The following is a 7403-nucleotide window of genomic DNA, read 5'->3' on the forward strand; positions in this document are numbered from 1 at the left end:
CTACTGGATTTGAATGAGTCTGGACCCTAGGGAATGCTCACGACAAGAATTAGCAAAGAATTGGGAAGTGTCACCGTGGCTTTACTTCTCTGGTAGCCATTTTATTCAATTAGCAACGAACTTTTTTGTAACTACGTGGGTCGCGTCAACAATGTGAACGATCTCATCTTCATCCTTGTTCCAAACGCTGGAGCCTAGTCCCCAATAATAATAATGACAAGGATGCCCAGAACTGTCGGTGCCCTGTCGGAAACTGCCTCTTTTGGAATAGATGACGATCCACTCACCTTCCTGCACTTCTGTACGAAGCCTTAAACAGTACAAATGTCGATTATGGTTTGAAATGTGTCCATCTTCGGCAAATGTGTTGTCAAATATCAGGAATTTTGAACCATTTTTAACTGTGCTCATGGCTTCTAAAATAAGGCGCTCTTTGTCGAGGTCTCCTCTAGAAAAAAGCGAGCGGATTTTTAGAGGGAGGTTGATGGTCATTTGAATGAACCTTATGATTGTAGTGGATTTGAGTTCTTGTGGTGATATTGTAAAATGTCTTAATATATACGTAAGGTAAAGTTTTTTTCTAGTCAATCTAACTTTTTAACGCTTGTAAAAGAGCGAACAAGGTTTGTCGATGCTTCTTTGTATCTAATATAGTGTGGGTTTTTTGTGTTTTACGTAGAAATAGTGCATCAGATGGTTCTCGCTGATATTAAGCCTCACCAAAATGTCGTCTTGTCGTGCGCTGAGGTCGCGTCAACCAAACACCTCATACTGGTGCTCTGACTTGATAATGATGATGAAGGAAAAATATTTCTCATGGGGTTAGCTGAAATTTGCATGTAATTGATTGATTAATAGTGGTCAGTAATTTGTAAAATAAGACTTGAGAATCGGGAAAACGATGGATACAGCGGATACGGCATTGATCTTCGGAACTACCTCATTAGTGATATCTGTGATTTCGCTTAGTTGGAGTGTCTGGTCTAAATTCATTTATCCCAAACCTCGAATGAGGGTTGGATGTAGAATTCGAGAATACGGAAAATATGCTCCAGAGCCGAAGGTTACTTTTGTCGAAGTCACGATTACCAATCTTGGTCCCAATGATGTAACTGTGAGATTTGTTCGGGCACGATTTGGTCGAAAAACAAAAGTGGAAAAGCCTGGTGCAGAAGTCGGGCTAATTCCTATTGATTTAAAAGAGCCTAATAAAAAAATTCATTATGTCTTTGATGGTGGACTTCCAGCAACTTTAGATGTCGGGAAAAGTCATACTGCTTTTTTTGGTCTTCATAAAAGGTGGTTTTCAGAGTGGGATATAGCATCGATAGGCTTCGAAGATACTTTTGGCCGTTACCATAAGGCGAAATCTTCCGACCTTAAAAAGGTTAGAAAGTACGTATTGCTACATGGTGAGTAAAAGAAAAGGCCCGTGCCTTGGGGATGGATGGCACGGGCCTGGGCGCAACAGGGAGGGGTTCACCAGTCGAGACGCGAATTTTCCTGCGATATGGCTGGTACGTCAATTATCTTGTGGTTGCGTCGAAATTGGTGATGATCACTTCGCTCGCCGTATTCTGTTTCTTGCCATACAGGCTATAGCGCGTTTTAACATCAAGAATGTTAAATGCTGCAAAGGTTTCACGAACGCCAGCGGTGTTATTGAGCGAAAGAATGAAGCGACCGTCTATGTCCGACAGGATCCCGGACAAGCGTTCAAAATCCTCCCGGGTGAAAACTTCCTTGCCGTAATAATCCTCCGCCCCCCAATAGGGCGGGTCCAGGTAAAACAGGGTTTCTTCGTGGTCGTAACGGGTGATGAAATCCGCATAGGGCAGGCATTCAATCACCACGCCGTTAAGGCGTTCATGCAGGTCATCAAGCATGGGCACCAGGCGCGACAGATTGAAACGCGCGGGGCCGTCGGTTTGTATGCCAAAGTTCCGGTTGCATACCTTGCCCCCAAAGGCCAGACGTTGCAGGTAAACGAAACGCGCTGCCCGTTGGATGTCGGTCAGGGTTTCAGGGGGAATGGCGCGGAGGCGTTCAAACTCCGCCCGGCTGGCGATCTGGTATTTCAGGTAGTCAACAAAATAGCTGTAATGGTCCTGAAGCACACGGAACAGGCAGAAAACATCGCGTGAAATGTCGTTAATGACTTCAGCAGCCGGGGCGGATTTGCGCCGCAGGAAAATGCCGCCCATGCCGACAAAGGGTTCCGCGTACAGGGAATGTGGAACAGTGCTGATCATTTCAGTAATCAGTTTGGAAAGCAGGCGTTTCCCGCCGACATAGGGGGCGACAGGGCTTACAGCCTTTACAGGCTGCAATTTAATGGCGTTGGGGGACAGGGCGGTCATGTCAGGGGCCTCGTTGAATAACAAAAGACCGGGAGGTTTCCCGGCCAATACAACTTAAAAGAGAAATTTTTTTGTATAACCGTTAAATGGTTGCGTATCCCCTGCGCAACCAACCGGATTAAAAATGTTGCCCGTTGAATGATCCGCCTGTCACGGTGAACAGATCCTCGCGATTATCGTCAAGTCTGGCGGGATCACCACAGAAATCAAAATTTGTTGTAAGCGTGGCCGTGCTGATATCACCGCTACGCCCCTTATTGGTCAGTACCACGACATAACCCAGCTCGCTTTGATAGACGACTTCACTGGTCGCAAAAATATAGGTCGCTTTGGGGTTATGTGAGGCGGCATAACTGTCTGCCGTTCGGGCGGCATTGTTTTCAATATACTGCCAGCCCGAATAATCGGTTGCGGCGTTACCTTCCTCGCATTGCGCGGCATATGCCCCCAGGGGCAGCCCGCATACCATCATCAAAGCCAGTGCAATCGCTCCCTTGCGTACTGTCATTATTGCTGTCCCCTTATGGCAATCAAAAGATGATTTATACTACAGTATACAACTATAAATAGCAATTCGTAAATAGGGATGCCCAGGGATAAAAGCCCAAAAAATCGCAGTCATCCCCCGCCGCGCCTGCGCTCTTTATGTGTCGAAAATTCTGCAGTGCCGAACATGGTGCAAGGCAAGCGGCTGTTTGCGGTTCTTAGAGATTTCCAAACAGGCAAAGTTCTGCATTTTTCTGCATCATTTTGCATCGGTTGCTCATTGTTGTGATCATGCTTCTTGGCTTCCCGGATACAATTTTAGTTTTGGCGTCGGGAAAAGGTAACAACGGTAACAATGGTGCAAAAATTGTCCTATCATGTTGATAAATATATGATTTAATCGTTACCCTGAAAGGTAACGCTTGGTAACAAAACGAACGGTAAAAGGTTACAGTATTGAAATAAAAGGATTTTGTTTATTCATTTTGTCACTGTGAAAAATGGTAACATTGTTACTGTTTGTGACTATTTTGTAACTTGCTGATGCTTTGGTTTAAGTTATTGTTTTTATTTGATTATAAATCTTTTTATTCCCATTCATTACCTTTGTTACCATTTTCCGATGGCCTAAAATTTTAACGGCCCTTTTGTGCCCGCTAGGCATTCCTCTGATTGCGATCGAGAACATATGTGCGGTAGATACACACACAATCTTACCTGGTCAGAGATACATCATTTAGCTGGGTTGTTGTTTCCTGTCCCGGCGGATGAACCAAAGCCAAATTACAACACTGCACCGACCCAGTATTGCCCGGTGGTGCTCTGTGATGGGGTGAACGTTTGGGGCGAATACGCTTACTGGGGATTCGTCCCGCCCTGGTGGGACAAGGATCTCTCAGATAAGAAATTTACGACCATCAATGCCAAAGCCGAGGAAATCACAAGTAAGGCTACTTATCGTGGGTCTGTGAAGCGCCATCGTTGTTTGGTGCCTATACGATGTTTCTATGAGTGGCGGAAAAGCGATAAACAACCGTTTGCGATAGGTGTTGGCGATGGCAAAGGAGGATTCCAGCCTGCGCTTATGGCAGGGATCTGGTCTCATTGGGTCGGTACATTCAATGCCTCGCGGTTTGAGGCTTATACTTTCACAATTTTAACCAGGCAGTCAGGCGACAAGATGGCCAAAGTTCATACGCGAGAACCTGCGATCCTGACTTCGGACGAGGTCAAATCGTGGTTGTTCGATCCCCTGGAAAACGTGTTACCGACCATCATCCAAAATACGCCTTCTCAATTGCTTCATCTCTATCCAGTTGATCCAGTCGTCGGAAAAGTTAGCAACAATGGAGAACAATTATTGAAACGATATGCTGTTTCAGGCGTGGGACAGGATAATCCTAACACATTGATTTAATTAGGGGGCAATTGACCCGCGTGTGGGACAATAACTGTTTGAAACTCAACATTAAATCGAACTAATCATAGCCCCTCCGGGCCTACCAAATACTGTCGCGAACATTCTTAATGCATTTCATTCACCCGAAAAGGATGGGTGGCCAAAGTGGTGGTATGACAGGCAAGTTGTCGATGAGTGGATTGATAGTTTGCGAGAAAAATCCAAGCCGCCAGCAAAGGGGGAAAAGAATGATCCAGTTGTCTCAAGCTGTCGCCAAATACAACTATCAGGGGCTGACATATAGCAAATTGTTCAGCGCGATAAACCAAGGGGCTCTGAGGTTATATCGTCGGCGCTTGGACGCTGAAAATCTGCTGAGCTATTTTCATTTGGACGAGGCTCAACTGAGCAAATGGTATCTCGGGCCGAGCTAGGTTTTCCGTGAAAATAAGATGAAAATATTTCACTTAATACGCAAATTTGGTTGAATGGCATCATAAGATTTGTGTATTAGATTCTCTTCTCATTAGCTTGAATCGAAGATTCCGTTATTGTGCAAATTGTGATTCAAGATAAAGGCTGGATAAGGAGGTCAGTCTTTATGGCAAGAGCACTTGATCAGGATTTGCTTGACCGTGTAATTGACGCGGTTTTAAAGGAAGGTATGAGTCGGCGCGGGGCTGCTGAGCGATTTGGGGTTAGTCCCTCCACAGCAGTTAAATGGCTGCAAGCAGTTTCTCGTGAGAAACGTTATCGGCCAGTTGGGACAGGAGGCCATCGACCATCAGCCCTTCCGGCTGTACGAGATTGGCTTCTGTCACGCATAGAAGAACAGCCAGATATCACGTGTCTGAACTTTGCCACCAACTCGAAGAATCCCGGGGGATCAGGGCGGTGCCCTCAATGTTATCCAACTTCTTCAAAAAAGAGCGCATCAGCTTTAAAAAAGTCTGTTCGCCAGCGAGCAGGATCGACGTGACGTAGCTTATCGGCGCGAGCAATGGCAGAAATATCAAAAGAACATTGATCCACACCATCTCGTCTTTATCGATGAAACATGGGCAAAGACGAATATGACGCCGACCCGGGGCTGGAGCCCGAAAGGTCGCCCTCTCAGGGCAACGGCGCCTGCAGGACACTGGATGACGATGACCTTTATTGCAGCTCTCCGACATGACGGTATCGCAGCGCCCTATGTTTTTGACGGGCCGATCAATGGAGAACGGTTTCTGGCATGGGTTCAACAAATGCTGGTTCCTGCGTTGAATCCTGGCGATGTTGTTATCCTTGACAATCTTTCTTCTCACAAAGCACTGGAAGTCCGAAACGCCATTCGTAAAGCAAAGGCACGTCTGTTTTTTCTCCCGCCTTACAGCCCGGATCTCAATCCGATTGAGCAAGTATTCTCAAAGCTCAAAAGGTTGCTCCGAAAGGCAAAAGAACGAACACAGGAGGCGACATGGCGACGGATCGGAACCCTACTTGATCAATTCTCCCCTCAAGAATGTAGAAACTACATCAGAAATTCTGGCTATGCGTAATTCTATTCGGAAAAGACTCTAATCGCTGCGAGTTGCAGGATAAGTTCCCTCGCCCGAGCGAGAAAACCTTGCGGCAAAAGAAGGAAAGCGGGTGGCTTAGGTTGCGCCGCTTTTTTCTTCAAATTGATAGGTATCTTGATTTATCTGATGCTGTTTCCTGTTGCTCAAGATACACACTTTCCGGCTGTGATGGTTAATAGCCTTCCAGTCGATCTTCCAGATAGTGTCGGACGTTCAGCATATAGGGCAGGCCGCGATCAATCATGCGCTCGACAGGTTTGTCGTCGGCAAAGAGCGGCCCCTGATTGGGTATAAGGATCCAAGAGCAAGAGCGGGCGATCGGCGTGTCAAACTACAGCTCAAGGCTGCGATAGATGCCGATCAGTGCGCTCAACCTGAGCATCTGATCCACATTGATCCGGCCGCCATAGTTCGGGCAGCATGCGCCGCGCCATTTGCCCGGGGACATATCGGCAAGGGCTGCCGCTTGACGAGCGGACAATGCCCAGTTGTGTGCAATATTGCGATAGGCCTTGAGCGCGACCGCAGTCGCTCTGGGGTTCTGGCTGAAGTGCGCTGCCGTCATCCGTGCCTCCCGTTTTATCTCCTCTGGCCGTCGACAGGCTGGAAATGTTGTCCCATTTCGCCCATCATACAAGGGTGACATGGTTCGAAAGTTGGATGCATGACAAGGGAGGTCCTTAAGGATTCCACCAGCATCAATCTTTTTCTCTTTGGCGCCGGGGCCTTTTTCGTCCTGCTGCTCATTGTGACCTGCGCCCCAAGTTTCCTCTATTCATAAGTAGAGGCTTTAGTTAAATTCATGCCCTGAATCGGGTTTGGATGCAATCATGTACGGGGGTAGCCCCGTACATGATTGCGCCGTAATGTCTGTCGGAGGTTTTCCCCCGTGTGCGGAATGGGGTCTGATGGTGTTGTAATCGTGTTTCCATTCGGCCAGTATCGCCCTTGCGTGGTGCAGGGACGAGAACAGGGTTTCATTCAGACATTCGTCACGCAGTTTGCCATTGAAACTCTCGACAAATCCGTTCTGCATCGGCTTGCCCGGTGCAATATAATGCCATGCGACCTTCCTGTCCTGAACCCATTTGAGAACGGCCATACTGGTCAGTTCCGTGCCATTATCGCTGACAATGGTTGCCGGTTTGCCCCGGGCCTCAATCAACTGGTCAAGCACCCGGGTCACCCGCTTGCCGGACAGGGATGTATCGGCAACCAGCGCCAGACATTCGCGACTGTAATCATCCACCACGGTCAGAATGCGGAACCGGCGACCATCCGTAAAAGCATCTGAGACAAAATCCAGTGACCAGCGCCGGTTCACTCTATCGGGAAGTTGGATCGGTGCCCGCGTTCCCAATGCCCGCTTCCGCCCGCCACGCTTGCGCACCTGAAGGCCCTCTTCCCGATAAATCCGCCGAAGCTTCTTGTGATTCACATGCCAGCCCTCGCGCGCCAGCATCAGATGCAGACGGTGATAACCAAACCGCTTGCGCTCATGCGACAGTGCCTTCAGGCGTGTGCGCAAAGGCACATCATCCGGCCGTCGAGGGCGATATCTCATACTGGACCGATCCACTGGCAGGGCTGAACAGG

Annotated in this window: 7 protein-coding genes and 1 pseudogene; 3 read left to right on the forward strand and 5 right to left on the reverse strand. The window is 47.9% G+C overall.

Going from position 1 to position 7403, the window contains the following annotated elements:
• Positions 1–105: 105 nt before the first annotated feature.
• Complete coding sequence (locus TH25_RS24275) at positions 106–492, reverse strand: hypothetical protein (RefSeq protein WP_114090819.1); 387 nt, start codon at positions 490–492, stop codon at positions 106–108.
• A 409-nt stretch (positions 493–901) separates the two neighbouring features.
• Here TH25_RS24275 and TH25_RS24280 point away from each other — a divergent pair, with 409 nt between their 5' ends.
• On the forward strand, positions 902–1420 hold the full coding sequence (locus TH25_RS24280) for a hypothetical protein (protein WP_114090820.1): 519 nt from the start codon (positions 902–904) through the stop codon (positions 1418–1420).
• Between the two features lie 106 nt (positions 1421–1526).
• On the opposite strand, the gene TH25_RS24285 is transcribed toward TH25_RS24280, so the two are convergent.
• Positions 1527–2360, reverse strand: coding sequence for a DNA adenine methylase (locus tag TH25_RS24285; protein ID WP_114090821.1), 834 nt, complete (start codon positions 2358–2360; stop codon positions 1527–1529).
• Between the two features lie 118 nt (positions 2361–2478).
• On the reverse strand, positions 2479–2868 hold the full coding sequence (locus tag TH25_RS24290) for a hypothetical protein (RefSeq protein WP_114090822.1): 390 nt from the start codon (positions 2866–2868) through the stop codon (positions 2479–2481).
• A gap of 666 nt (positions 2869–3534) precedes the next feature.
• Here TH25_RS24290 and TH25_RS24295 point away from each other — a divergent pair.
• Together TH25_RS24295 and TH25_RS25755 are read left to right on the forward strand one after the other, a co-directional pair.
• Positions 3535–4263 (forward strand): SOS response-associated peptidase, encoded by a 729-nt coding sequence (locus TH25_RS24295; protein WP_114090823.1) that lies wholly within the window; start codon positions 3535–3537, stop codon positions 4261–4263.
• Positions 4264–4846: 583 nt separating this feature from the next.
• A pseudogene (locus tag TH25_RS25755) lies at positions 4847–5786 on the forward strand (IS630 family transposase).
• Positions 5787–6138: 352 nt separating this feature from the next.
• Here TH25_RS25755 and TH25_RS25350 read toward each other — a convergent pair.
• Together TH25_RS25350 and TH25_RS24315 are read right to left on the reverse strand one after the other, a co-directional pair.
• Positions 6139–6372 (reverse strand): hypothetical protein, encoded by a 234-nt coding sequence (locus TH25_RS25350; RefSeq protein WP_220151506.1) that lies wholly within the window; start codon positions 6370–6372, stop codon positions 6139–6141.
• Positions 6373–6597: 225 nt separating this feature from the next.
• The coding region (locus TH25_RS24315; protein ID WP_258549298.1) for an IS3 family transposase at positions 6598–7403 on the reverse strand (806 nt) is incomplete at its 5' end.

The organism is Thalassospira profundimaris (assembly GCF_003326755.1).
GTDB lineage: Bacteria > Pseudomonadota > Alphaproteobacteria > Rhodospirillales > Thalassospiraceae > Thalassospira > Thalassospira profundimaris_B.

Coding starts and splice junctions, on each gene's coding strand:
- TH25_RS24275 (WP_114090819.1), bottom strand. CDS start 492: ATGACCATCAACCTCCCTCTAAAAATCCGCTCGCTTTTTTCTAGAGGA.
- TH25_RS24285 (WP_114090821.1), bottom strand. CDS start 2,360: ATGACCGCCCTGTCCCCCAACGCCATTAAATTGCAGCCTGTAAAGGCT.
- TH25_RS24280 (WP_114090820.1), top strand. CDS start 902: ATGGATACAGCGGATACGGCATTGATCTTCGGAACTACCTCATTAGTG.
- TH25_RS25350 (WP_220151506.1), bottom strand. CDS start 6,372: ATGACGGCAGCGCACTTCAGCCAGAACCCCAGAGCGACTGCGGTCGCG.
- TH25_RS24295 (WP_114090823.1), top strand. CDS start 3,535: ATGTGCGGTAGATACACACACAATCTTACCTGGTCAGAGATACATCAT.
- TH25_RS24290 (WP_114090822.1), bottom strand. CDS start 2,868: ATGACAGTACGCAAGGGAGCGATTGCACTGGCTTTGATGATGGTATGC.